23 protein-coding genes are annotated in these 23,571 nt (G+C 38.6%); 9 read left to right on the top strand and 14 right to left on the bottom strand.

Features of this window, described 5'->3' with window-relative positions:
• Positions 1 to 59: 59 nt before the first annotated feature.
• The 4 genes from IMO47_RS09890 to IMO47_RS09875 all read left to right on the top strand — a co-directional run bounded on the left by IMO47_RS09890 (position 60) and on the right by IMO47_RS09875 (position 2,968).
• The gene (locus tag IMO47_RS09890) at positions 60 to 1,508 is read left to right on the top strand and encodes a leucyl aminopeptidase (RefSeq protein ID WP_196077007.1); all 1,449 of its coding nucleotides are present in this window, start codon (positions 60 to 62) and stop codon (positions 1,506 to 1,508) included.
• Positions 1,501 to 1,908 (top strand): DNA polymerase III subunit chi, encoded by a 408-nt coding sequence (locus tag IMO47_RS09885; RefSeq protein ID WP_196077006.1) that lies wholly within the window; start codon positions 1,501 to 1,503, stop codon positions 1,906 to 1,908. The genes IMO47_RS09890 and IMO47_RS09885 overlap by 8 nt, the downstream gene beginning before the upstream one ends.
• A 30-nt stretch (positions 1,909 to 1,938) precedes the next feature.
• The gene (locus IMO47_RS09880) at positions 1,939 to 2,562 is read left to right on the top strand and encodes a hypothetical protein (protein WP_196077005.1); all 624 of its coding nucleotides are present in this window, start codon (positions 1,939 to 1,941) and stop codon (positions 2,560 to 2,562) included.
• Between the two features lie 187 nt (positions 2,563 to 2,749).
• The gene (locus tag IMO47_RS09875) at positions 2,750 to 2,968 is read left to right on the top strand and encodes a hypothetical protein (protein ID WP_196077004.1); all 219 of its coding nucleotides are present in this window, start codon (positions 2,750 to 2,752) and stop codon (positions 2,966 to 2,968) included.
• Positions 2,969 to 3,227: 259 nt separating this feature from the next.
• Here the strand turns inward: IMO47_RS09875 and IMO47_RS09870 are convergent, their stop codons facing one another.
• The 7 genes from IMO47_RS09870 to lpxO all read right to left on the bottom strand — a co-directional run bounded on the left by IMO47_RS09870 (position 3,228) and on the right by lpxO (position 10,579).
• Positions 3,228 to 4,388 (bottom strand): hypothetical protein, encoded by a 1,161-nt coding sequence (locus IMO47_RS09870; protein WP_196077003.1) that lies wholly within the window; start codon positions 4,386 to 4,388, stop codon positions 3,228 to 3,230.
• A gap of 291 nt (positions 4,389 to 4,679) precedes the next feature.
• Positions 4,680 to 5,267: a CDP-diacylglycerol--glycerol-3-phosphate 3-phosphatidyltransferase gene (pgsA, locus tag IMO47_RS09865; protein ID WP_196077002.1), complete on the bottom strand. Its 588-nt coding sequence runs from the start codon at positions 5,265 to 5,267 to the stop codon at positions 4,680 to 4,682.
• 106 nt (positions 5,268 to 5,373) lie between these two features.
• Positions 5,374 to 6,168 (bottom strand): thioesterase family protein, encoded by a 795-nt coding sequence (locus IMO47_RS09860; RefSeq protein ID WP_196077001.1) that lies wholly within the window; start codon positions 6,166 to 6,168, stop codon positions 5,374 to 5,376.
• Between the two features lie 122 nt (positions 6,169 to 6,290).
• The gene (gene uvrC / locus IMO47_RS09855; protein WP_196077000.1) at positions 6,291 to 8,090 is read right to left on the bottom strand and encodes an excinuclease ABC subunit UvrC; all 1,800 of its coding nucleotides are present in this window, start codon (positions 8,088 to 8,090) and stop codon (positions 6,291 to 6,293) included.
• 130 nt (positions 8,091 to 8,220) lie between these two features.
• Entirely contained in the window at positions 8,221 to 8,811 is a 591-nt protein-coding gene (locus IMO47_RS09850; RefSeq protein WP_242052638.1) for a hypothetical protein, read from the bottom strand.
• Between the two features lie 300 nt (positions 8,812 to 9,111).
• Positions 9,112 to 9,531 (bottom strand): PH domain-containing protein, encoded by a 420-nt coding sequence (locus IMO47_RS09845; RefSeq protein ID WP_196077034.1) that lies wholly within the window; start codon positions 9,529 to 9,531, stop codon positions 9,112 to 9,114.
• A gap of 103 nt (positions 9,532 to 9,634) precedes the next feature.
• Entirely contained in the window at positions 9,635 to 10,579 is a 945-nt protein-coding gene (lpxO, locus tag IMO47_RS09840) for a lipid A hydroxylase LpxO (protein ID WP_196076998.1), read from the bottom strand.
• 587 nt (positions 10,580 to 11,166) lie between these two features.
• Between lpxO and fadB the strand changes: the two genes are divergently transcribed.
• Both fadB and fadA read left to right on the top strand, forming a co-directional pair.
• Entirely contained in the window at positions 11,167 to 13,320 is a 2,154-nt protein-coding gene (gene fadB / locus IMO47_RS09835) for a fatty acid oxidation complex subunit alpha FadB (RefSeq protein ID WP_196076997.1), read from the top strand.
• 12 nt (positions 13,321 to 13,332) lie between these two features.
• Positions 13,333 to 14,505, top strand: coding sequence for an acetyl-CoA C-acyltransferase FadA (fadA, locus tag IMO47_RS09830; protein WP_196076996.1), 1,173 nt, complete (start codon positions 13,333 to 13,335; stop codon positions 14,503 to 14,505).
• Between the two features lie 137 nt (positions 14,506 to 14,642).
• Here the strand turns inward: fadA and IMO47_RS09825 are convergent, their stop codons facing one another.
• Positions 14,643 to 15,152: a hypothetical protein gene (locus tag IMO47_RS09825; protein ID WP_196076995.1), complete on the bottom strand. Its 510-nt coding sequence runs from the start codon at positions 15,150 to 15,152 to the stop codon at positions 14,643 to 14,645.
• 417 nt (positions 15,153 to 15,569) lie between these two features.
• Positions 15,570 to 16,022, bottom strand: coding sequence for a nuclear transport factor 2 family protein (locus tag IMO47_RS09820; protein ID WP_242052632.1), 453 nt, complete (start codon positions 16,020 to 16,022; stop codon positions 15,570 to 15,572).
• A gap of 49 nt (positions 16,023 to 16,071) precedes the next feature.
• On the opposite strand from IMO47_RS09820, the gene IMO47_RS09815 reads away from it, so the two are divergent.
• Positions 16,072 to 16,425: a MerR family transcriptional regulator gene (locus IMO47_RS09815; protein WP_196075506.1), complete on the top strand. Its 354-nt coding sequence runs from the start codon at positions 16,072 to 16,074 to the stop codon at positions 16,423 to 16,425.
• A gap of 167 nt (positions 16,426 to 16,592) precedes the next feature.
• Here the strand turns inward: IMO47_RS09815 and IMO47_RS09810 are convergent, their stop codons facing one another.
• Both IMO47_RS09810 and IMO47_RS09805 read right to left on the bottom strand, forming a co-directional pair.
• The gene (locus IMO47_RS09810; protein ID WP_227552258.1) at positions 16,593 to 17,213 is read right to left on the bottom strand and encodes a hypothetical protein; all 621 of its coding nucleotides are present in this window, start codon (positions 17,211 to 17,213) and stop codon (positions 16,593 to 16,595) included.
• A gap of 84 nt (positions 17,214 to 17,297) precedes the next feature.
• Positions 17,298 to 18,047: a hypothetical protein gene (locus tag IMO47_RS09805; RefSeq protein ID WP_196075505.1), complete on the bottom strand. Its 750-nt coding sequence runs from the start codon at positions 18,045 to 18,047 to the stop codon at positions 17,298 to 17,300.
• A 191-nt stretch (positions 18,048 to 18,238) separates the two neighbouring features.
• On the opposite strand from IMO47_RS09805, the gene IMO47_RS09800 reads away from it, so the two are divergent.
• The gene (locus IMO47_RS09800; protein WP_196075504.1) at positions 18,239 to 18,940 is read left to right on the top strand and encodes a DsbA family oxidoreductase; all 702 of its coding nucleotides are present in this window, start codon (positions 18,239 to 18,241) and stop codon (positions 18,938 to 18,940) included.
• Positions 18,941 to 19,590: 650 nt separating this feature from the next.
• Entirely contained in the window at positions 19,591 to 20,742 is a 1,152-nt protein-coding gene (locus IMO47_RS09795; protein ID WP_196075503.1) for a hypothetical protein, read from the top strand.
• Between the two features lie 80 nt (positions 20,743 to 20,822).
• Here IMO47_RS09795 and IMO47_RS09790 read toward each other — a convergent pair whose 3' ends face one another.
• The 3 genes from IMO47_RS09790 to IMO47_RS09780 all read right to left on the bottom strand — a co-directional run bounded on the left by IMO47_RS09790 (position 20,823) and on the right by IMO47_RS09780 (position 23,552).
• Positions 20,823 to 21,125 carry a hypothetical protein gene (locus tag IMO47_RS09790; RefSeq protein ID WP_196075502.1) on the bottom strand — a complete coding sequence of 101 codons (303 nt, stop codon included), beginning with the start codon at positions 21,123 to 21,125 and terminating at the stop codon, positions 20,823 to 20,825.
• A gap of 60 nt (positions 21,126 to 21,185) precedes the next feature.
• A complete protein-coding gene (htpG, locus tag IMO47_RS09785; protein ID WP_196075501.1) occupies positions 21,186 to 23,117 on the bottom strand; it encodes a molecular chaperone HtpG in 1,932 nt (643 codons plus the stop codon).
• A gap of 93 nt (positions 23,118 to 23,210) precedes the next feature.
• On the bottom strand, positions 23,211 to 23,552 hold the full coding sequence (locus IMO47_RS09780) for a hypothetical protein (protein ID WP_196075500.1): 342 nt from the start codon (positions 23,550 to 23,552) through the stop codon (positions 23,211 to 23,213).
• Between the last annotated feature and the right edge of the window lie 19 nt (positions 23,553 to 23,571).

Genomic DNA, 23,571 nt, shown 5'->3' with positions numbered 1-23,571 from the left:
ATTTGAAGTGGTTCAATGGTTTAATGATTTGAAATGTACAACAGGCACAAAGACAACATATGAAACTTACGATCAATACGTCATTTTCAGCGTCTACATCTCGCCAGGCGTTATTCATTCTGGTGGATTCTGAAAACTTAAAACAGGTCCAAAAAACATATAAAATCAATGATTTAAATACATTGATTGACAGCATTCAATATAAAGCAAGCTTGAATGAAACTTTACCACTTATCGGAAAGCTGACTCAAGTTGCACAATGCACCTTAATTGGTTTAGACAAAGCATCTGAAATCAAAGTTGCAAAATTAGCAAAAATCGCACAAACCATTATCAAAGCGTCACAAAAAAAATTCCAGCAAATCAGTATTGATATCTCTGCTCTCCCTTCAGAATTGCACTATTTATTTGCATTAAGTTTAACTCAAGCCGCTTATGGTTATGATGAGTATAAATCTAAAAAAAATGAATTTAGTCTAGAAAGCATTGAATTTATTGCGACACAATCAGATTTAAATACTGAAAAACTGCATTTGATCTCTGCTGTGCAAAAAGGTCAAAACTATACGCGTGACCTGGGTAATTGCCCGCCAAATATTTGCTTCCCAGAATATTTAGCAGAACAAGCCCGTGCTTTAGCTGCTGAATTTCCAGATTTACTAAAAGTCACTGTACTCGAAGAACAGCAGTTGGCTGATTTAGGCATGAATGCTTTTCTTGCCGTGAGCAAAGGTTCTGACCGACCTGGACGTGTGATCACACTTGAATATAAGGCGGATATAGAGCAAGCACCAATTGTATTGGTTGGTAAGGGCGTTACTTTTGATACCGGGGGCATATCACTGAAACCAGGCTTAGGCATGGATGAAATGAAATTTGATATGTGTGGCTCAGCATCGGTCTTGGGTACCATCCGTGCCTTATGTGAAGCTCAATTACCGATTCATGTGGTTGGTGCCATTGCTGCTGCTGAAAACATGCCATCAGGTCATGCAACACGCCCAGGTGATATTGTCACCACCATGAGTGGACAAACCGTTGAAATCTTAAACACAGATGCAGAAGGTCGTTTGGTACTTTGCGATACATTAACCTATATCAAGCGTTTCAACCCTGCTTTGGTGATCGATATTGCAACATTAACGGGTGCCTGTGTAGTCGCATTGGGCTCGGTGGTTTCAGGCTTATTTACACCTGATGATGAACTTGCAGAAGAAATCACTGCGGCAGGACATACATCATTTGACCGTGTATGGCGCATGCCAGTGTATGATGACTATCAAGAGCAACTTGACTCACCATTTGCTGATATCGCCAATATTGGTGGTCCTAAAGCAGGTGCAGTCACCGCAGCGTGTTTCTTGGAACGCTTTACTCGTGACTACCGTTGGGCACACCTGGATATTGCGGGTACAGCTTGGAACTCTGGCGCAAACAAAGGCGCTACTGGTCGTCCAGTACCATTACTCATGCAATTCATTGCCAATCGTGTAACGACGAATGGCTAAAATTAGCTTTTATTTGTTCGAAAAAAGCCCTGAACGACAAGTGGAGAGTGCTTGTCGTTTATGTCGTAAAATTCTACGAAATGCAGCTAAAATCTGGCTGCATTGCCCTGACACAGACATGCAACAACAACTGGATGAATATTTGTGGTGTTTTGATCCCGGCAGTTTTCTGGCACATGGTATTGATCAAGTCGACGCACCGATCTGTATTTCATCCAAACTTCCCGAATCATCTGAATGGATTGTGTTTAATTTTAACAGTCAAGCACTTGAACAAGTGACACAATTTAGTCACATTATAGAAATCATCGAAAATGATGAGTTTGCAAAGCAAGTTGGTCGAGAGAAATACAAGGCCTATAGAAACATGGGTACTCTGCCTCAAACTTATAAGTTATAAATTTTAAATATTTTCCCAAGGAGATATGCGGTGACATTAAATGTCGGTCAAGATTTTAAAAAGCGTTGGCTAGATACGCCTGAGGCTGTACGCCAAACTTTTGTAGATGACCTTAATCGCATCTGTGATCTTCTCAGTCCAAAAACGGATGTACAAAATTGGTTAAGCAACGACCAACGTGAAATGCAAGTTGCTCAACTCAAAGTAGAACAAGCTTATGCAGATTTAAAGGCGCAATTGATTGAAGAAGCACGTATCCGTAAACAATTGGCGTTAGAAAAGTCTTTGGCTGAAAAGCGCGCACGACAGGACGCCTATAACCTGGCATTACAAAAAGATGAAATTCAACAGTTTGAACATCAAACACTAAATTTACAAAATTTACGTCAACACATTGATCGTGAAATTTCAATGTATAGTGAAAAATACAGTAAAAATCCAGATACCCCTGCAATTGACTATGCCAATGGACAATTTGGTATTGCTGATACACAGATCATTTCTGAATTAGAAAGTGTCCGGTTACGCCTTGAACTAGAAGCCGAAACATTGATAGAACAAGCAGTAAGCTCGTTCCGCAGCAAGCTTCAAACTGCTGCAAAAGATGAAATTGAATATATTTTGGCAAATTCGAATTTTTCAGCAGATAAATAGAAAAGCCCATTTATTTCTAAATGCTTGCTTGATTGTCACTAAACTGCAATATCCATGTCACAAAATGGTCATGTCCGATCAGCTTGATCGGCAACTTCCCAACCATTAGGACAAAATACTTAATGTGATCAATACGATTGTTTAATGATAGAGCAAAGTATGTATCACATTCATCAGGATGAATAAAATGGATCTGCTCAAGCAAATTTCGAACCGAATTGCTCAACTGCGTTCAGGAGAAAAATGGACACTGTCTATACAGGATTTATTCGTCAGTCGCGCAGATTTTCAATCAATATCGGTATTTCTTTGTAGAGAATCAGAAAAAGGGCAATTTTCACTTAAACACACAGATCAGCTTACAGCAGGATTTGATGGCACATCGCTCACCATTGTCAAAAACTGATGTGTTTTGGATGAGTCATCAATAAGTATTTAACCATTGCATGACTTATTCAGTGAAGCCTCAATACTCCTTGTATGATGAAGCATCCTGTGGATAAAACCCTTTAAAGACAAAAGTATGACTGTTTGTAATGGCAGAAGTTACAAGTTAATCAAGCTGAATCACATTGAAAAGTCATGGCTAAGCTCACTTTCGCAACAATGCTCAATACGAAAAAGGTAAAGCCAAACACTTTCTTCACTTCAAAATCATTAATTAATCAACAGATAATCTTTGAAATCAGTTTAGCTTCTATCCTTAAATGCTCATTTTGATTTGCATCAATTTCTATGAGATATTTTCCATTAGAATAAAAAATACTGTTGTCTTTTAAAGCGAAGCTCATCACTCCTCGCTTTAATGTGCGCATTTCCCCGTCAGGTGACATTTTAACCAGCTCCCAAGAGTTTGGAATCATGCCAGGATATTTTTCTCCAGACTTCTGATTACGCTCCAAATTTTGTTGCGCTTTGATGAGATTGCCTTCAACAAATAATTCTTCTTCTGATTTTTGTTGAGACTTTGCAGGATTGTTGCCCGATGTTGTTTTTAACGATTCGCCAGTATATCGTTGAGTAAAAAAGTCCAACCAGCCAACAATTGCCCGAATAATTTTGAACGGTGCAAAAATAATATCTTTCATTGTGGTCACTGGCGAGTGATGACTGCCATCACGTGAATAAGGTCGTTTAATAAAATATAAATTTCCTAAACCATCCATTTTGGGTTTAAAAAAATCAAATTTAGGATCCGATACCACCGTTTGTAACTCACCTGTTCCCATATCTAAATGGTAGATTTCTTTTGGGCTATAGGCGATGCGATGCTCACCATAAGCCAGACCACAGGAGTCATAATAAAGTTGCATAGGGTCTCTAGAGTCAAAACATGGATTCGAGTCCTGACAGTCGCCTTCTGTTAAATACTGTGTCCGATTGGCATCTAAGGGTAAAATACAAATATGGCGTTCATACCCATTTGAATGGACAGACAGTGCTAAACGCTGGTTGGCTTCATCATATGCCATGTCCTGAACCACAAAATCATTTTTTCTGAGGATCAAGCCTTCGGTTTCTTGCAAATCTTTGAGAGATTTAATATTAATTGATGTACCTTCTTGCAAACATGCGGTATAAATCAGTTTATCATCCGATGTTAAAACCACATCCGTCGGAAAAATATGATTTAAATCAACTTGCTCATCTTGTGAAAAATTTCCCATAAACTGAGCACCGGTACCTTTGGTTTTCCACTCTTTACGCTGCTGAATCTCAACTAGATTTTTCTTATATTGATCAATCGCTTGGCAGGGTACATTTAGACTTTTATTTCCGTCTAATAAATATAAGTTTTGATTTGATAAATAAAGCAATGATGACATAAATATTCCTGATTTCGACTGAGAACGGCGTACTTATCAATCTTCCCGTTACAGTATTATTTTGATCTTATGTTGCAACAATATAGCATAAGATAGCCATCAATCTCTTATCTGGGCATTGGGCAGTTAAAAAAACAGGTCATTCAACCAGATAAAATTCAGACGAAGATTTTAATTAAAACAAGTGAGTCTGACAGGAACCAGAAATGATTTGCGTTTTGATTCATGGCATAGCGGTAAAATACTCAAATTTCCCACTCTGCCAAATTTTCAAATAAAAAGAGAGGCATATCAAGGCTGCTTTAAATAAGGCCAAGCTGCTTTGAGGTAAATGAACATAGACCATAGTGTCAGAATAACGGCTGTATATAGTAATGCATAAGCCAACATTTCAAGAGGTTGCCAATTCAATAGAAATACCGTGATCGCAATCATTTGAAATGCCGTTTTATACTTACCTACAGTGGATACTGCAACATTGGTACGCGCACCTAGTTCAGCCATCCACTCTCGTAATGCTGAAACCGTAATCTCACGTGAAATAATGACAATTGCAGCAAACGCCATTGCAATGCTAGGTTGCCATTGCACCAATACAATTAAAGCTGCCGCAACCATCAATTTATCTGCAACAGGATCCAGAAAGCGACCAAATGCTGACGTCTGGTTCAAGGTTCGAGCCAGATAACCATCAAACCAGTCCGTCACTGCTGCAATCACAAAAATTGCAGTCAAAATAATATGTCGTGTCATGCCACCAGTATGTCCACCTACTCCAATTGCAGGTGGCCAATAGGCGATGATTAAAAAAACTGGAATTAACGCAATCCGAGCAAGCGTCAAGATATTTGGAATATTCAGGATACGACCTGTAGTCATAGACACCGCCAGTGAGTCCCCTATTTACCCAATTTAATGGTAAATAATCATGTAGAGTAAAGCTCTATTTGATTCATACTTTATACGATTCATATAAAACTGTCGACTAGGCAAATACAGTAACTGTCTGTCTTGCAATCGCAATGAGGCGATTTTGCTCGTCCCATAAATAGGCATGCTCCGTTGCGTAGCCATGTTCAGCAAAGTCTGTGATCACTTGATATTTAAACCAATCATTCAATTGATTGTTCAGTGGATGAATCAAAGTGACATGCCAAGTCAATGAACTGGCAGGCGCAGGCATTTTAAACATGGGCAATACCCCCGGTGGCCAAACATCCATCAGCGTCATCAGATCTGCAACTTGCATTTCACGATTACGATGAAGCTCGGGATCAAAACGACAGCGCCCTGCAAAATCAGGCTGTTTACTGCCTGTCATGGGATAATGACCTTCCGTCCATCCCAGTTGAAAATTCTTTACACATTCAGGAAAAGGTAAGTACTTCGGGACAATATTCATTTGCTCAATTGAAGGAAAGTCAGGAATTTGAGGCTCTTTTGCGACCTGGATTTTTGAATCACGTTGACTTCCGAAACTGGCAATCAGAATACTCTGCACAGCTTCATTTTGCCACAGTCGAACTTCAATTGTCGTCACCGACTTGCCTTGACGAAGAATTTCGGCAGTTAATTTAACTGGTGCTTCTTCAACAGGACCTACAAAAGTAATGCTACAGCTGAGTAGCTTTTTCTCAGTATCAGCGATCGTGGTGATGGCTTTATGAATCAACATACCCGCGACAAGACCGCCAAAAATTGTACGTCCCTGTAACCATCCTTGAGGAATATCAATCCATTGCTTTTGCTCAATCTGCTGAAACAGCGATTCTAATGACATGATCTGTCCAATTTTTTGACCTTTGCGGTACTGTTCCACATTTGAAGCAAGATGAAAATGATCAATGACTCATGCGTCAATGGTCGTTTTGGCAAATACATCAGATAATTGAAAACAACAGCTTACTCATGCAGTACTTTATAAATCATACGCGCCATGACCTCACCAAGCCCCGGAACATTTTTTAAATCATGTTCTGATGCTTTGAGGACGCCTTGAATACCACCAAAATGCGTAAGTAAATCACGGCGACGCTTTGGTCCTAAACCGGGAATTGCTTCAAGCACCGAACCACCACGACGCTTATCACGCTTAGCGCGATGTTTTGTGATGGCAAAACGATGTGCTTCATCGCGAACTTGTTGAATCAAATGCAGGGCTTTGTGGTCTTCTGGAAGTTGTATTTTAGTACCGTCGGTAAAATGTAAGGTTTCTAAACCTGGTTTTCGACCCTCACCTTTAGACACTCCCACCATAAATGCCTCCAAGCCCAATTCTTGCATCACTTCCATCGCCATATGTAACTGGCCTTTGCCCCCATCGATCAGCAATAAATCAGGCAACATGGCTTTTTTATAACGTCGAGTCAGTGCTTGGCGCATTGCAGCATAATCATCACCACCCGTAATGTCTTCAATGGAGAATTGGCGGTAATCGCGCTTACGAGCCCCACCTGCATCGAATACCACACATGAAGCAATCGTTGCCTCACCCATCGTGTGGGAGATATCAAAACATTCAATGCTGTCAATTGGGCGACCGCAGACTTGTTCAAGCTGATGAAAACGTTCATTTAATTCCAAATGATTGGCGAGTTTACCTTTGATGGCATGCTGAACATTCATTTCAGCCAACTCCAGCCATTCAGCACGTGTTTCCCGAACCTTGTGTTTGATCTGGATTTTCTTTTCAAATTGCTGGTGTAGTGCCGCTTCTAATTCTTTGCGATCCGAAACCTCAACATTCACAATCAGTTCAACAGGGATTTCATCGGCCACCTGGAAATAGAAATTGGCAATAAAATCTGCCAGCATTTGCCCCAGATCATCACCGAGCATATCGGGGAAATAGCTTTTCCCACCCAGCATTTTACCATTGCGAACATGCATGATCTGTACACAGGTCACGCCCGCCTGATAGGCAATTGCCAAGATATCAGCCTCGCCTTTGACTTTATATATGGCCTGTTGCGCCTGCACATCTCTGAGTAAAGCCATACGATCACGATAAAATACTGCTTTTTCAAATTCTAGATTCTCGGCAGCCTGTTCCATTTTCTGAATCAATTCCTGATTCAGCTCTTTGGTATCACCATTGAGAAAGCGAATCGAATTCTGAACGTCTTCATGGTAGGCTTCTGGACTAATCAGTCCGACACAAGGTGCTGTACAGCGTTTGATTTGATACTGTAGACAAGGGCGTTTACGCTGAGAAAAATAGCTGTTTTCACACTGACGCACATTAAATAGTTTCTGTAAAACCAGCAGCGTATCCCGCGCATTATACGCACTGGGATAAGGTCCAAAAAATTTACCCACCTGATGCTTCCCTTTGCCTCGTCCTGAAGCAATACGCGGGTAAGGCTTATCTGCGGATACAAAGATATAAACATATGACTTGTCATCACGCAGCATAATGTTATAAGGCGGACGATGCAGCTTGATTAGATTTTGCTCAAGCAATAGTGCTTCGGTTTCGGAACGAACCACCAAGGTTTCAATATTATAGATTCGTGCAACCAATGCTTGAGTTTTGGGATGTTCAATGGTTTTGACAAAATAACTTGATACACGATTTTTTAGATTTTTGGCTTTTCCCACATATAACAATTCACCATCTTTTCCCAGCATTTTATAGACACCGGGTAAGGTGGTCATATTGGCTAAAATCTTTTCAATATTTGTTCGTGCGTTTTCGTTCACATTAAACCTGTTGTTCCGCTCTACACCTCATAATGTGATGCTTTTAAGTCTATTTTCAAGCATTTTAATTGTATTTAATTCTGAAACTGTTTTTTAAAAATAAGTCTTTAATGCCTTAAAACAGCCAATTTTAAATTATTGCAGCATTCGTTACCTCGCTCATTCGTTCTTCATCATATAATTTTGTTTGTGGATAAGGGCGATCGACATAGATTGGCGGAGCGGAAAAACAGCCTCTAAACAGCCATTGTTTTGGATCAAAACGTTCCTTTTCAAGTGTATACCAGTCTTCACTGGTATAATCTTTATCAGGATAGTAACCAGAATTCACTGTATATTGTGCGATTTGATCTTTTTTACAATGTCTTGAAGTATGGACAGAATCTATTTTAAATTCACCTTGACCATCCGGAATGTAAACAGGTGAAATATCTTGATCTTTTGAAAGTTCAATTAAAAACTCATGATCTGAGTCGACTTTAATCGCATTCGCCCAGACACCTGCAATATATACAGGCTGTTGAAAACGTGCTTGCTCAAGCCCCGAAAGTGTTAAATAACGATAACGTTCACCATCGTCATGTACATTATATGCGTTGATCAATGTTCCTTGGGGAAATACAAAACCATCATAGACATAATCCACTGGCAATATAAAACGTTTGCGTTTTTCTTTATTTTCCATCGAAAGACTGACCTCATCACTGACTTGCGCTGACACAATATACAGATAGATATTCCAACTATTCAAAGCTGCAAAGCACACTAAAAAACATTTTACTTTCAGTGACAGGAAACGCTGATGGGGAACCTTATTGATAAATTTTTGAATGCAATAATTCAGTCCCAAGACAATCAAGATGATGCATGAAACTACCCCTAATATTGGGCAGATAAATAACAAAAAGAATTGTAGAAAGCTGAAAGTACCAATAGGGATCATTATTGTTCTCGATGGTTCATGTCTAATTTAATGCTTAAGCCGCGTTTTCTGATGCCTATACTGAAGTAGATTCAATCGTTATTTGAGAGCTTGTTGTTTCTCTACAGCCGCAATAAAGGCATGCTGATTTCTTGGAGAAATCAAAACCTGCTTAATTTCACCCTCTTTCTCATATTCAATTTTCAACCGATCTAAAGATAAAGCTGGCGATGCAATCGAATGATGAGTGGGAGTAATCTTTTGAATGCTTGCCAATGGAATATGCCATTTTAAAAATAAGCAAGAAATACTCAATGTTCCATCTTGAATCATATAACGGGTATTGAATACAGGCCACCAAATCACAGCAATCGTTAGAATATAAACAGTGGTGTGCTCTGGATATTCGACCATTGTTCCTTTGGCATACATGGTAAACAGCAATTGAACCAGTAAACCCGTCATGGCAATTAAAAAACCTAGCACCCACCAATCAATTTTAGTATGAAATTTTTGCATCACGTTCTTTATCATTTGTTTTACAAAATAATATTCTAGCTGAAATAAGCTTGTTGAATCATTTATTTATACAATAAAAAACGCCCAAAACGGGCGCTTTAAATCAGATTAACTTTTGAATAAAAGCAATGATCTGTGACATATAAGGGCGAATAAAAATCAGGAAGAAAATACCTAACATCAAGAACCATTTTAAAAAATAGTACAATGTGCGATTGGATTTTTTCAGCGCTTTCGCCTTGATACGAATTTGATAAACATAACCAAAAACTTTGTTTAAGCCACCAGTTTGGTCACCTGCTTCATTTGGCGAGCTGGCAGCCGTCATGACTTTTTTACCAAACCAATGGTTAAAGCGCTCCATTAACTTGGTTTTTAAAGGACGTTCAACATCGGCAAAGAAAATAATACGATTTTGATTGGTGGTATTTTCAGCATAATGAATATAGGTTTCATCAAAAACCACACTTTCACCATCACGCCATGAATAACGTTGTCCATCCACATCAATAAAGCAACGATCGTCATTCGGTGTAATCAATCCCAAATGGTAACGCAAAGATCCTGCATAAGGATCACGATGACGCACTAAACGGCTATCAGGGGCAAGTTCAGTAAACATTGCTGCCTTGATCGTCGGTAAGGTTTTCAATAGTGCTGTAGTTTTCGGACAAAGTCCCGCTGCCGATGGATGTGCAGAATCATACCATTTTAAATAAAAACGCTTCCAACCTGTCTTAAAAAATGAGTTAAAACCTAAGTCATCATATGTACTTGAGGCTTTAATTCCGCCTTTAGCATATAAAGCTCGCGCTTCATCGCGAATCATTTCCCAGTTTTCATCCAATACTTTTAAATCTTTAAAATATTGCGTGTCGATATAAGGCTGATTCGGCACTTTTGAAAACATATACATGAGAAAGTTAATCGGTGCGAGTATCGTTGAATGATCAAAAAATTGACGATAAAACGAATGTCGTACTTTACCGCGATTTTGGATATACAAAGCAGAAATCACAAAAATCGCCAATATGATCCATTTAATCATATAGCACTCTTTTAAAAAAAACGGGATGTTCTACATAATTGTGAACATTAAAATTAGGTAGCGTAAATTTTATTATATCAAATCTACAAATCAAAAAAACAAAAACCAAACAACCTTATGTTTTTATTGATTTTATGATTTATTTTTATATTAAGATGGCGATTTAAAATCTTATAAGTTGGTGGTTTCAGTCATTTCGCGTTCAACAAAAGAATGATCATTTGGTTGATAGATGACTGAAAATATCGATTCAAATCATATTTATTGACTTAAATGACAGAAAAAACACACCTAATTTAGTGTTGCATTTCAGTGCTTCTATCTCACAGCTCGCCATAAAATATAAATTAAATTGATAAAATATAAATACTTATACAGAAATCCACTACATCTCTTAAAATTCAATAGGTTAAATCAATATGATATCCAAAAAAAATTGATGACCCTTGCGTCACGGCTTGATACAACTTGTTAGGTTATTTTTAGATATAGTTATCGTAAGATTAGTGAAGTCGAAATGTGTGCGGGAAAAGCATACACACTTCAGAACATCAACTTAGAAGTCCTCCAAAAAAGGAGATCAGGGCATGATCCACGCTGGCAATGCCATTACCGTCCAATTGCTTTCGGACGGAATTGCAGAATTCCGCTTTGACTTACAAGGTGAGTCGGTTAACAAATTCAACCGTGCAACGATTGAAGACTTTAAAGCTGCTATTGAAGCTGTAAAAAATAACAGTGAAGTGAAAGGCTTAATCGTTACTTCTGGTAAATCTACATTCATCGTTGGTGCCGACATCACTGAGTTCGGTGATAACTTTAAGCAAGGCGAAAGTGCAATTGTAGAATGGGCAATGCCTGTTCACGATATCTTCAATGCTTTTGAAGACTTAGAAATTCCTAAAGTTGCTGCGATTAATGGTATTGCTTTAGGTGGCGGTTTTGAAATGTGTTTGGTATGTGACTACCGTGTCATGTCAACTGCTGCAACTGTAGGCTTACCTGAAGTTAAGTTGGGAATCATTCCTGGTTTTGGTGGTACAGTTCGTTTAAGCCGTGTGATCGGTATTGATAATGCTGTAGAGTGGATTGCAACGTCTGCTAGCAAACGCCCGGAAGCTGCACTTAAAGATGGTGCAGTAGATGCTGTTGTCGCTGCTGACAAATTACAAGAAGCTGCGATTGACCTGGTTAAGCAAGCAATCTCTGGCCGTCTGGACTGGAAAGCCAAACGTCAAGAAAAATTAGAGCCTGTTAAATTAGACATGCTTGAACAGATGATGGCATTTAACTCATCTAAAGGTGTGGTGCTTGCTAAAGCAAATCCAGCTCAATATCCTGCGCCAAAACTTCTACTTGATTCACTTCAAGCAGGCGTTAGCCAGAAACGTGATGCTGCTTTAAAAATTGAAGCTGAAGCATTTGCTAAAGCGGCGATTACACCGCAGGCAGGTGCGTTGATTGGCTTATTCATCAACGATCAAGTGGTGAAAAAAGCATCTAAAAAGCATGAAAAAGGTGCTCATCCAGTTAATCAGGCAGCTGTTTTAGGTGCAGGTATCATGGGTGGTGGTATTGCTTACCAAGCGGCAAGCAAAGGCACACCGATCATCATGAAAGACATTGGTAACCCTCAACTTGCATTGGGTATGTCTGAAGCGAACAAATTGTTGACCAAACAAGTTGAACGCAAAAAGATGACCCCTGCGAAAATGGGTGAGACACTTGCGCGTATCCGTCCAACTTTAAGCTATGACGAGTTTAAAGAGGTCGATATCGTCATTGAAGCAGTAACTGAAAATCCAAAAATCAAAGAAGCAGTATTGAAAGATACTGAAGCGAAAGTGCGTGAAAATACCATCATTGCATCTAACACTTCAACGATTTCAATTACACGTCTTGCCAATGCATTGACACGTCCTGAAAATTTTGTCGGTATGCACTTCTTTAACCCTGTTCACATGATGCCATTGGTTGAAGTGATTCGTGGTGAGAAAACTTCTGAAGAAGCGATTGCAACAACTGTGGTGCTTGCTCAGAAAATGGGTAAAACGCCGATCGTTGTAAATGACTGCCCTGGCTTCCTCGTTAACCGTGTATTGTTCCCTTACTTTGGTGCGTTTGACCTTCTACTTAAAGATGGTGCCGACTTCCAGCAAGTGGATAAAGTCATGGAAAAATTCGGCTGGCCAATGGGTCCTGCATACCTCATCGATGTTGTCGGAATCGACACAGGTGTGCATGGTGCTGAAGTAATGGCGGAAGGTTTCCCAGACCGTATGAAGCCTGACTACAAAGGTGCTATCGAAATCATGTATGAAAACAAACGTCTTGGTCAAAAGAACGACGTTGGTTTCTATAAATATGAACTTGATCGTAAAGGCAAGAAAGCCAAAACTGTTGATCCAACTGCATATGATCTTGTTGCAACAATGGCAACAACTGAAAAACATGAGTTTGATCCACAAGAAATCATTGACCGTATGATGCTTGCATTCTGTAACGAAACTGTTCGTTGCTTAGAAGACAACATCGTTGCAACTGCTTCTGAAGCAGATATGGCGATGATCATGGGTGTTGGTTTCCCTCCATTCCGTGGTGGTCCTGCGCGTTACATCGACCAGACAGGTGTAGCTGAATATGTAGCACTTTGCGATAAATATGCACACTTAGGTAAAGCTTATGAAGCGCCACAATTGTTGCGTGACATGGCTGCTAACAACAAAAAATTCTACGGTTAAGGAGCAACGTGAATGGCTACTTTAAATCCACGTGACGTTGTCATCGTTGATGGCGTACGTTCTGCAATGGGTAAAACCAAAAACGGTATGTTCCGTAATGTGCGTGCAGACAGCTTGTCAGCTGAACTAGTACGTGCTTTAGTTGCTCGTAACCAGTTTGATGTCAATGAAGTTGAAGATGTAATTTGGGGATGTGTGAACCAAACTCTAGAGCAAGGTATGAACATTGCTCGTAACATCGTACTTTTGGCTGATTTACCAAAAACTGTTGGCGGTCAAACTGTTAACCGTCTTTGCGGTTCTTCTATGCAGTCTATTCATACTGCTGCGGCTCAAATTGCAACCAACCAAGGTGATATCTTTATCATTGGTGGTGTGGAGCATATGGGTCATGTAGGCATGATGCATGGCATCGACCTCAACCCTGAAGCATCTAAACATTATGCAAAAGCATCAAACATGATGGGTTTGACTGCTGAAATGCTGGGTCGTATGAACGGCATTAGCCGTGAAGAACAAGATGCATTTGGTGTTGAATCCCACCGTCGTGCTTGGGCTGCAACCCAGGAAGGTCGTTTTAAAAACGAAATCGTCGGTGTTGAAGGTCATGATGCGAATGGCTTTAAAATTCTATGTGACATCGACGAAGTGATTCGTCCAGATGCAAACCTTGAAGCATTTAAAGCATTGCGTCCTGTATTTGATCCTAAAGGCGGTACTGTAACTGCTGCGACATCTTCTGCGTTGTCTGACGGCGCGTCTGCAATGTTGTTGATGTCTGCGGAACGTGCTCAAGCTTTAGGACTTAAACCGCGTGCTGTGATTCGCTCTATGGCGATTGCAGGCTGTGATGCTGCGATCATGGGTTATGGTCCTGTTCCTGCAACTCAAAAAGCGCTTAAACGTGCTGGCTTGACGATGGATGACATCCAAACCATCGAGTTAAATGAAGCATTTGCTGCTCAAGGTCTTGCCGTGATGAAAGGCTTGAACATCTATGACAAGCAAGACAAGATCAACTTAAATGGCGGTGCGATTGCACTCGGTCACCCATTGGGTTGTTCCGGTGCGCGTATCACCACAACATTGTTGAATGTGATGGAACAACAAGATACACAAATCGGTCTTGCAACCATGTGTATTGGTCTTGGTCAAGGTATCGCGACAATTATCGAACGTGTTTAATTTTTAATTAAAATACCAAGATAAAAAATCCCCGCTATATGCGGGGATTTTTATCATTGAACGTTATTGATTATGAAAAATGATTTATAGCAAAACTCATCAAGATTAAACATATAAAAAGATAATTTAAAAACTTGTTACTTTGGTAAGCCACTTTGCCACTTATCACCCAACATCAAGTCTAAACGTGCTTTATCAAAATTCAACTGAAACGTTCCATTGCGAACCGCTTCTAAGGCTTTATCACGATTCATACCCATCGAAAGTGGTTCCATCATGGTAAACAAACCTGTAGTCGGGTCAGAAGACTGTAAACCGCTTGCAACAGCCAACACATATTCTCTGAGTAATGCTGAGGGAATTTGATTAAAATTAGGTTCAGGCGCTTTAGGCTGAATATCCAATACACCGATATTATCGCCAATACTATAGTTTTGAATTTCGTTTTCTTTTTTAATCACTTGATGCTGCAATGCTCTACGCACAGCTTTGTCTTCTTGATAAGGCGTAACACCGACCGCTTCTTGACGCAGCTCCGAATCTGCCATCACTTTAATGGTTGGCAATGACGCAACTTCTTCTGCCTGTGCGACGGGTAACCACACAGACAATACTGTTGCGATTATAGAAACTTTGATAAAGTTCATATATTTCACCTGAAAAATTAAATCAATTTATCTGTACAATAAAATGATTTTGAATCTATTGAATATTGTCTATTAAATAGGCTATAACAAATTAAATATAGATTCAGCAAAGCTCAGATAAACGGTAATAACGCTTAATTTTCTTATTAAAAATCATATATATTTTATTACTGAACATACTAAATAAAAACAGCCATTATTTATATTCTAATGAAAGATGTTTCATTTTTTGACATCTTTAAAATTGTCAAATTTTCATTTTCAAGTGATCAATCAACCAAAAATATTCAATAGCCGTATGTTTATAATCTTCATTAATCGGCTTTTATACACTTCTTGGCTTAATCTACCTTTATAAATCATCTCAAAAGCCTGCTTTGGCAAACTCTCTTGATGGCTTTGCTTTAAAGAGATTGATTAAACGGATGCTATTGCCAAAGCTTTAATCCTTGCATCATCTTGACTTGGAAAATCAGGATCAACATAAATTCGAACAGAACAAATCAATTCATCTCTGAATTCAAATATGTTACAAAAAAGTCCCTGTGATATTTTTCCGTCAGGAAATTGTGTTCCATCCGACATTTCGCCCCATTCCCTCCCTTCAACAACCACGGTTTCTCCAGCATCTAGAAATCTTAAATGATCAATATCATGTTTTAGATAGTTCAACATTTTGGATAATCGTTCAGCAAATATTTTAATGGAGGCTTTTCCATGATGCCGTCCAAATTTAGGAAAAAGTAGTTCAACATCTTCTGTATAAAGCTCCAGCACTCTTGAATCTCGATCATCAATATACTGAAAACATTTTCTGATCAGTTCTTTCTTTTGTTCAAAGTCCATAATTCCCTCTGCTTGTTTAGCCACTAGATTGACTATAAACTCAAACAGCACTGTGACAGTCAAGAGGTAAATGATGAACCTTGCTAAAGTTGCTGCACTGACTCAAGTCAGCCCTCGCATGCTCCGTTATTATGAAGAATTAGGATTAATTCATCCTCTACGAACAGCAAATCATTATCGTTTTTACAATCAACAAGATATTGAAAATATTCGCAAAATTAAAGTACTCAATCATGCTGGAATGCATTTAAAAGACATTAAACGATTACTGCCATGTTTCGACTTGGGAGAGGAGAAATTTACTTTATGCCCTGTTGCCAAACAAGCACTGAACATGGAGTTGAAGAATATCTCAGAGAAAATATCTAAGCTAAAACAATCACAAGACTTATTAAAATCTTTTCTAATTATGGGAAAGGGGGAATAAAAATATAGTTGATATTAAATAGAGTCGTTTTCAAAGAGTATGACGATATTGAATGGTCAATCCTATATGACATCATGATGATGAATCTGATTGAAACGCTTGAACCTGTTCTCTTTCTTCGGCATTCAGGTTATGCCATGATTTTCGCTCATTATAAAACCAATAGCCTATTTATCCTTGGCTACACATCCTGCATCTGACTTCGTTTTAAAAGTCGCGTAATCAGCATCTTCCAAAATAGAAGAATTACTACTCTCCAGCATGTCAAAATAAAGATAGACATGCTCTTTATCTTTATATAAATTCGTAGAATGCAATTGCTGAAAGGTGACTGCATCTAATATTTCAGTCAATGAATGTTCACTTTCTTCACCAAAACTCAAATGGATATAAAAACGATTATTGGAGATAGATAAACTCTGATCCACTTGAATGTTGTCCGATAAAAACATGCTGCAGCGGTTTGCATAAGGAAGTTTTAAAGCCAATTGATGCTGGGCATTGATATACAAATTATCCCGTATGCGTTGCCACTGTTGATTTTCCTGTGTTGTTTTTTTTAAAGCTGCTTGTTTCTCCTGCATAACACATTGGTCATATTCAATTTGTTCAGCACATAAAACAGGATCAAAGCCCAGAAAATGCTTCCATCCATAAATCTGTTTATAGCTATGAGCACCCGAAATAAATGCCTGATCAATTTGATAAACGCCAAAATGATAGCGATACAGAGGCTTATTCGTACAAGCGTGTTGAGTCAAAAGTGGCGTCTGGTAGACATAATTCATTCCAGCAACCAATAACAGTATAGTCCAGTGCAATAAATATCCATATTTTTATATTTTTCATTCATCTCATTCTATTCATTAAATTTACAGCGCCTCTTGTAACACCTCAGCATTCTGTTCTTTTTTCTGATTAATCTGACTATTTAATTTAAGTACGTCTTGATACAATTGATTAAACTGTTTGACTTGGGCATCCTCTTTAAACAGGATTTGATTGCCTTGTTTCTGCCATTGATATTTTTTAAGCATGTCAAACATGGTTTCAGCTTTTCCTAAGATTTGTAATTCATTTAAAATTAACGCATTTTCAGGATCAAGCTGTGCACTTTGTTCGAGTTTATCTTGTAAAGGTTTCTTAAGGTCTTTGCGTAAGGTCGATCTTTTTAATTCCTCCAGCGCTTCGTTTTTATTTTTCATATTGTTCTGTTGGTATTTTTGCATGGCTTGACGCACGGTCACCAGCATCTGAGTAGTTTCAACATAATTCTGTTTACGGTCAGCATCCAAACGGTTCACATCTAGAAAATGATCCCACTTAGCGGCAGCAAGCTGATTTAAATAAGCATTTCGTGTATCAATATTCTTGATCCAATATTTAAGTAAAAACTCTGACAAAATTTTATAGTCACCTTTTAATCGAGCATCATGAATCTCAATATTGACAGGTTTAGAACGGTCTTGTGCCTGTTCCGAAAGTTGTCGCATTTTATCAGTCATGACTAAATCAAATGCTTGGCGATTTGCTTTTTCATTTTTAATTGATGTATGGTCGTAGTAGAAAAACCCAATAACTGACAGAAAAATGATACTGAGTACGATCAATATTCGACGCATATCAGTCTCCAAACAATGTCATAGATTATCTAGAATATCCTAAGCAACTCTTTTTTGTATATTATTTATGCAGAATAACGACAAATCTCCTGATTAAGATTTAGCTTTGTCTAGGTCATGATCAAAATTCGACTTTAAATTTATCTCAATCAACCCCATCATAATCAACATTTAGATTGTAGAGATTTCCCATGCGCGTAGATATTTGGTCAGATGTAGTTTGCCCATTCTGTTACATCGGTAAAAAACGTTTAGAAGCAGCAGCAGAACAAGCAGGTATCGAGCTTGAAGTCCATTGGCATAGTTTTGAACTTGATCCTGATGCACCACCACGCCAGGAAGTTTCAAACTCAGAACGACTTGCGCAAAAATATGGTCGTACTATTGCAGAAGTAGAAGACATGCAACGTAATATTGCAGCCATGGCTCTTGAAGAAGGGATTCAATTTAATTGGGAAAATGCCAACTCAGGCAATACGTTTAATGCCCATCGCATCATTCATCTTGCACAAAGTAAAGGGCTTGGTTCAGAAGCTGAAGAGGCTTTTTTCTATAGCTATATGACACAGGGCTTACCGATTGGTGAACGCGAAACCATTGAAGATGTGGCTTCTCGAATTGGTTTGAATCCTGTAGAAGTCGATGATGTATTAGACTCGGAAGAATATGCCGACTTTGTAAAATTTGATGAACAAGTTGCCCATGAGCAATTGAAAGTCACGGGTGTACCATTCTTTGTATTTGATCAACGTGTTGCACTAGCAGGTGCTCAACCTCGAGAAGTATTTGTTCAGGTCTTGCAAAAAGCATTGGAAACAGCAAGCGATGGAGACGTTGAGCAACAAGATGCACCTGTTTGCAATGATGATGCTTGTGATGTACCGAATAAATAAAGCGTCATATTAAAAATTGAAGGACTCGTCAGATAGAGTTCTTCAATATATTTAAATTAAAGTTGAATGTTCATGATTTGAAAAGTAGAATAAATTCTCTTCAGAAAAAACAATATTATCAAATATTTCGATTATTTATTTTGAATTGACTTTTTAGCTATATTTACGTGTCATTTTTGCAATACAGCGTTGCATAAAAGCAACTATTCAGACTTTTTTTCTTAGATTATGATCAGCACATATTTTTCGTTTCCACGAAATTCTTGCGCTGTAAGTTTCTTATTTTTTCTTATTTTATAAGACAGAAGAGCCTCCCTTTGGGAGGCTTTTTTGTGTTTGACTTGATAAAACATCCGTTGAGGATAAAAACAAAGTTATCCACAATTCAGCATGATTTTTATGCAATGCGATGATTTTTGCTGATGTGGAATATATTTAAAATAACTCCTTAATTTTTAATTAATAATCACTTTTGGTGATGAAATGTGCATTTAACACGGTTATTCACTTTGTTTTATGCATTTCATTGTTCAATACTTTATGTTTTTTGTACCTATTCTCTGTATTGAATTGAAATTTACTGTTTTTTTCAGGCATAGTTATATTGAAAATTAAAAACTGAATGACTCAACGTTTAAGAAAGTATGCATATGAAGAAAATTTCATCGTTAATTTTCTCAAAATTACCTTATGCCTTATTGTTAGGTGGTCTTTTGGGGAACTCTGCTTTTGCAGAGCTAAATGGTAGTCTCGATACCAATGTCGAAACAAAAAAAGCTGAGTCAAGCAAATCATTATCTTCGACTGAGACCGAAGAAAAGGGCTTACTCAACTATATTCCAAAAATCGTGGACTCAACCCCAACGATTTTTCCAGAACAGTCTGATCAAGTGATTGTGCCTCCAACACAGACCACAGAAGATCAGACATGGGCGGATAAGAAACAAAAGAAACTGAGTGATTGGGTCGATCGTACAGCCAATAAAATGGATGGATGGTTTGGAGAAACTGATCCGGCACGACCGGCAACAGCAACACTGCGTATCCTTGTCGACAACCAGTGGAATAAACATGATGGCTATGATGTAAACCCACGTATCCGAGGTAAGATTAAACTACCTACCTTAGAAAATCGTTTGAGTGTCGTTTTTGGTGATGATTCATTAGATGATGAAATTGCCAATAATATTGCAATTTCAAATAAGCATTCAGATGGTGATCCAAACAAAAGAATCGATGGTAAACAAATCAGAGATGATAATAGTTCGATCGCACTGCGTTGGTCTCAACTTTCCAAACGTTTGCCGTTTGATTTAGATGCCGACCTAGGTATTCGTTCAGGCGATGATGTTTATGCTCGCTTAAAAGCACAAAGGGACTGGTCTTTGGGGAATGATTTTACTTTTCATGCTGAACAGATTTATCGTTATGGAATCGACAGTGAGAATTACCTCAGAACCAACCTGGAGTTGACCCATGCACGTCCGAATCAACCCTTCATTTCCAATCAATTTTATCTGACCTATGCAGATGAACAGGATGATGATCTGACTTGGGACAACCGTACATATCGTCAGCATCAATTCTTTAAAAATAACCGCTTTAACTACGGTATCTATACAGGTGGTTATTATAATAATAATGACCTCAAACTGAACAGTTGGGGACCTTTTGTTTCTTGGCGACAACCTGTTTGGCGTGAATGGTTCTATGTACAAGGTGATTTAAATTACTTTAATGATCGTCGTGAAGACCGTAGCCACTTCCCGAGTGCATTGGTCCGCCTAGAAGCATTATTTTAATTTTAGCTCAATCATTAAACGCAACTGTGGATAAGTTGCTACTTATCCACTGAGTTTTATATTTACTTTTTTTATATGCCTTAACGTAGAGGATGGATGGAATAAAGTTCTAATTTAAAATGATATAAAGTTCCCCCTGAATGGGGCATCGACATTGTTTCATATGCCATACGTCCAACCGCCCTAACCTCTCGGTCGACTAAATCATCTTCTATTTTTAGGCTAGGGTGAAGGTCTAAAGAAAATGCAGCACCTCTCTGACCGTCTGTGGTATCCGCCCGCCGGTCTTCCACAGCGGGAAGCTCATACGCGTATACAGGTGCTGTCAGTACACAGCACAGCAGCAAACAATTTATAGCTTGAATTCTTTGAATCTTGGTCATTTTATAGTTTTCAGCAAAAAAGCCTATCTTAAAGATAGGCTTTTTGAAAAACAACAATGATTATTTCAACAATAAATTATTTATACGTTTTACATATTCAGCAGGATCATCCGGTAACCCACCTTCCGCAATCACTGCTTGATCGAAAATCACATTGGCTAAATCATCAAACTGTGCAGAACCCTCCAATTTTTTCACCAAAGGATGCTCTGGATTGATTTCCAAAATTGGTTTAGATTCCGGGACAGCTTGACCTGCCTGTTTTAACATACGAATCAATTGCGGCGAAAGTTCACCATCACCCGTCACTAAACATGCAGGAGAATCAACCAAACGTGTGGTCACACGTACTTCTTTGGTTTTAGCTTTCAATGAATCAGATAATTTTTCAACGACTGGCTTGAATTGCTCAGCTGCTGCTTCCAGTGCCTTTTTCTCTTCAGCGTCTTGTAGATCGCCTAAATCAACCGCACCTTTGGCAACGTTTTGCATTGGTGTACCATCAAACTCATGTACAAATTCCATTGCCCATTCATCAACACGGTCCGCCATAAGCAGAACTTCGATGTCTTTTTTACGGAACAACTCTAATTGTGGAGAGTTTTTGGCAGCAGCTAGACTATCCGCAGTCACATAATAAATTGCCTTTTGGCCCTCTTTCATACGTGCCTTATAGGCTTCCAATGAAGTAGAAACATCATCATTGTTCGATGTAGAGAAGCGTAAAAGTTTAAGAATTCGTTCGCGATTGGCAAAGTCTTCACCTAAACCTTCTTTGATCACTGAGCCAAATTCAGCATAGAAAGTTTTGAATTTTTCTTGATCTGCTTGATCTTCAGATTTTGCCAAAGCATCCAAGGTGGTCAATACACGGCGTGTATTGCCTTCACGAATGGTTTTCACATCGCGACTTTCCTGTAAAAGCTCACGGCTCACATTTAATGGAAGGTCTGCGCTGTCCACCACCCCTTGTACAAAACGAAGATAGTTTGGAATCAGATTGTCCGCATCATCCATAATAAACACGCGTTTCACATACAATTTGATGCCGGCTTTTGCTTCACGGGTAAAAATATTGCTTGGTGCTTTACTTGGAATGTAAAGTAGTTGGGTATATTCCGTACTCCCTTCAACACGATTATGTGCCCATGCAAGCGGAGCTTCGAAATCGTGTGTCAGATTCTTATAGAACTCAACATACTGTTCTTCAGTGATATCGCCTTTACTGCGTGTCCACAAAGCACTTGCAGAGTTAATTGCTTCCCACTCATCAGTTTTAACATATTGACCAGGCTTTTTCTCTTCACCTTCAACTGCTTCTTCTTCCTGCCAAACTTCTTTCTGCATTTCAATTGGCAAGCTGATATGGTCAGAATATTTATTGATAATCTGTTTTACTTTATAAGCTTCTAAATAGTCCAGAGCATCATCACGTAAATGCAAGATAATATCTGTTCCACGTGAAGCCTTATCGATTTGCGTGACTTCAAAATCACCTGTTCCACCACTGATCCAACGCACACCCTCGGATGCATCTAAACCTGCACGGCGAGATTCAACTGTGATTTTGTCTGCAACAATAAAGCCTGAATAAAAGCCAACCCCGAATTGACCAATTAACTGTGCATCGGCTTTTTGATCACCGGACAATTTCGACATAAAGTCTTTGGTTCCAGACTTGGCAATCGTACCAAGATTATCAATAGCTTCTTGTTGGCTTAAACCAATTCCATTGTCTGAAATCGTAATGGTTTTCGCATCTTTGTCTAGACTGACTCGAACGTGTAGATTTGGATCATTTTCATAAAATTCTGGATGATTAATCCCTTCAAAACGCAATTTATCACATGCATCAGAAGCATTAGAAATCAATTCGCGTAGGAAAATTTCAGGATTTGAATACAGTGAATGCGTCACTAAATGTAAAAGCTGAGCCACTTCTGCTTGGAAGCTGTGCTTTTTTGAATTTTGTTGTGCGTTCTGTTCGCTCATAAAATCACTCCGTAAATTCATAACGCTTTTTTATCGAATGTTGTATGAAATGGAGTGGTTTAAGTATTTTTCAATAGTAAAATTCAATTTTTTTTAAAATGGACCCTGCTCATAGACCCGATTCATATAAGTCTCAAGTTTTTGTTGTCGCATTTGATATGCATCGGTTAAACAACGTACATTATCCTGACATTGATTGCGCAGTTGTAACCATTTCACTTGTTGGTCTTGAATGACTCCTCGTGTTCCCATAGGGACTAATTTTCGAATAATATTGTAGGTTGTCGCCATTTTAACATCTGCATCATTTAAACTGCGTTGTTCACAGATACGATGCTCTGTTTTGGTTTGGGCATGATCACAGTTAAAACTGGCTGCCTGACTGATTGAAATGCCACAGCTCAGTAAAAATATAATTGGAATTCGTAATTTCATATTCATTCAAAAAAATAAA

The organism is Acinetobacter sp. Res13-Abat-PEC15-P4-01, from assembly GCF_015676285.1.
Lineage (GTDB): Bacteria > Pseudomonadota > Gammaproteobacteria > Pseudomonadales > Moraxellaceae > Acinetobacter > Acinetobacter nematophilus.
The sequence above is the reverse complement of the archived record's forward strand: the minus strand, read 5'-3'. Positions and strand labels throughout refer to the sequence as shown.

What these genes read in the sequence shown, in the direction of transcription:
- IMO47_RS09890 (WP_196077007.1), top strand. Translation starts at nt 60, where the DNA reads ATGAAACTTACGATCAATACGTCATTTTCAGCGTCTACATCTCGCCAG.
- IMO47_RS09885 (WP_196077006.1), top strand. Translation starts at nt 1,501, where the DNA reads ATGGCTAAAATTAGCTTTTATTTGTTCGAAAAAAGCCCTGAACGACAA.
- IMO47_RS09875 (WP_196077004.1), top strand. Translation starts at nt 2,750, where the DNA reads ATGGATCTGCTCAAGCAAATTTCGAACCGAATTGCTCAACTGCGTTCA.
- IMO47_RS09870 (WP_196077003.1), bottom strand. Translation starts at nt 4,388, where the DNA reads ATGTCATCATTGCTTTATTTATCAAATCAAAACTTATATTTATTAGAC.
- pgsA (WP_196077002.1), bottom strand. Translation starts at nt 5,267, where the DNA reads ATGACTACAGGTCGTATCCTGAATATTCCAAATATCTTGACGCTTGCT.
- IMO47_RS09860 (WP_196077001.1), bottom strand. Translation starts at nt 6,168, where the DNA reads ATGTCATTAGAATCGCTGTTTCAGCAGATTGAGCAAAAGCAATGGATT.
- IMO47_RS09845 (WP_196077034.1), bottom strand. Translation starts at nt 9,531, where the DNA reads ATGCAAAAATTTCATACTAAAATTGATTGGTGGGTGCTAGGTTTTTTA.
- lpxO (WP_196076998.1), bottom strand. Translation starts at nt 10,579, where the DNA reads ATGATTAAATGGATCATATTGGCGATTTTTGTGATTTCTGCTTTGTAT.
- fadB (WP_196076997.1), top strand. Translation starts at nt 11,167, where the DNA reads ATGATCCACGCTGGCAATGCCATTACCGTCCAATTGCTTTCGGACGGA.
- fadA (WP_196076996.1), top strand. Translation starts at nt 13,333, where the DNA reads ATGGCTACTTTAAATCCACGTGACGTTGTCATCGTTGATGGCGTACGT.
- IMO47_RS09825 (WP_196076995.1), bottom strand. Translation starts at nt 15,152, where the DNA reads ATGAACTTTATCAAAGTTTCTATAATCGCAACAGTATTGTCTGTGTGG.
- IMO47_RS09815 (WP_196075506.1), top strand. Translation starts at nt 16,072, where the DNA reads ATGAACCTTGCTAAAGTTGCTGCACTGACTCAAGTCAGCCCTCGCATG.
- IMO47_RS09810 (WP_227552258.1), bottom strand. Translation starts at nt 17,213, where the DNA reads ATGAATTATGTCTACCAGACGCCACTTTTGACTCAACACGCTTGTACG.
- IMO47_RS09805 (WP_196075505.1), bottom strand. Translation starts at nt 18,047, where the DNA reads ATGCGTCGAATATTGATCGTACTCAGTATCATTTTTCTGTCAGTTATT.
- IMO47_RS09800 (WP_196075504.1), top strand. Translation starts at nt 18,239, where the DNA reads ATGCGCGTAGATATTTGGTCAGATGTAGTTTGCCCATTCTGTTACATC.
- IMO47_RS09795 (WP_196075503.1), top strand. Translation starts at nt 19,591, where the DNA reads ATGAAGAAAATTTCATCGTTAATTTTCTCAAAATTACCTTATGCCTTA.
- IMO47_RS09790 (WP_196075502.1), bottom strand. Translation starts at nt 21,125, where the DNA reads ATGACCAAGATTCAAAGAATTCAAGCTATAAATTGTTTGCTGCTGTGC.
- htpG (WP_196075501.1), bottom strand. Translation starts at nt 23,117, where the DNA reads ATGAGCGAACAGAACGCACAACAAAATTCAAAAAAGCACAGCTTCCAA.
- IMO47_RS09780 (WP_196075500.1), bottom strand. Translation starts at nt 23,552, where the DNA reads ATGAAATTACGAATTCCAATTATATTTTTACTGAGCTGTGGCATTTCA.